General features: G+C 70.2%; 1 protein-coding gene. It reads left to right on the forward strand.

Annotated elements, in window-relative coordinates; translation table 11 throughout:
* Positions 1-1,308, forward strand: a 1,308-nt coding sequence (locus CCL05_RS35060) for an NAD(P)(+) transhydrogenase (Re/Si-specific) subunit beta (protein ID WP_086564685.1), incomplete at its 5' end; no start/stop codon positions are given.
* Positions 1,309-1,336: the final 28 nt, after the last annotated feature.

A 1,336-nucleotide genomic window follows, 5' to 3' on the forward strand; every position in this document is an offset into this window, starting at 1 on the left:
GTCGTCGCCCTGGCCGCCACCGTCGGCCTCGCGTCGGAGGACATCACCGCCACCGGTCTCGTGCTGATCGCCCTCGCCACCGCCATCGGCGCGGGCATCGGACTGTGGCGGGCCCGGGTCGTCGAGATGACCGGCATGCCCGAGCTGATCGCCATCATGCACAGCCTCGTCGGCCTGGCCGCCGCCTTCGTCGGCTGGAACGGCTACCTCGACGTCGACGCCGAGCTCAGCGGGTCGCTGCTCGGCATCCACCACGCCGAGGTGTTCATCGGGGTGTTCATCGGCGCCGTCACCTTCACGGGTTCCGTCATCGCGTACCTGAAGCTCTCGGCACGCATCAACTCCCGTCCGCTGACGCTGCCCGGCAAGCACGTCCTGAACATCGGTGCCCTGGTCGCCTTCGTCGCGCTCACCGTCGCGTTCGTGGCCCGCCCGAACATGGGTCTCCTCATCGCGGTCACCGTCATCGCCCTGGCCCTGGGCGCGCACCTGGTCGCCTCCATCGGCGGCGGGGACATGCCGGTGGTCGTCTCCATGCTCAACAGCTACTCCGGCTGGGCCGCCGCCGCCTCGGGCTTCCTGCTCGCCAACAACCTGCTGATCGTCACCGGCGCGCTGGTGGGCTCCTCCGGTGCCTATCTGTCGTACATCATGTGCAAGGCGATGAACCGCTCCTTCATCTCGGTGATCGCGGGCGGCTTCGGCACGCCGGCGGCGGCTGCCGACGACGGGGAGCACGGGGAGCACCGGGAGATCAGCGCGGAGGAGACCGCGGAGCTCCTGCGCGACGCCTCCGCGGTGATCATCACGCCGGGCTACGGCATGGCGGTCGCCCAGGCCCAGTACCCGGTCGCCGAGCTGGCGCGCAAGCTGCGCGAGCGGGGCGTCGAGGTGCGCTTCGGCATCCACCCCGTCGCCGGCCGGCTGCCCGGGCACATGAACGTGCTGCTCGCCGAGGCGAACGTGCCGTACGACATCGTCCTGGAAATGGACGAGATCAACGACGACTTCGCCGCCACCTCGGTCGTCCTGGTCATCGGCGCCAACGACACGGTCAACCCGGCCGCCACCGACAACCCGGCCAGCCCCATCGCCGGCATGCCGGTGCTGCACGTGTGGGAGGCGGCCGACGTGGTCGTCTTCAAGCGGTCGATGGCCGCCGGGTACGCCGGTGTGCAGAACCCGCTGTTCTTCCGGGAGAACAGCCAGATGCTGTTCGGCGACGCCAAGCAGCGCGTGGAGGACATCCTGCGCAGCCTCGACGCCCTCGACACGCCGGTGAAGGAGATGGCGGGCACGTCCCGCTGACCCGCCGGGCACCCGAACGGGAAAGGCC

Origin of the sequence: Streptomyces africanus, from assembly GCF_002150735.1 — a bacterium.
GTDB classification, from domain to species: domain Bacteria; phylum Actinomycetota; class Actinomycetes; order Streptomycetales; family Streptomycetaceae; genus Streptomyces; species Streptomyces africanus.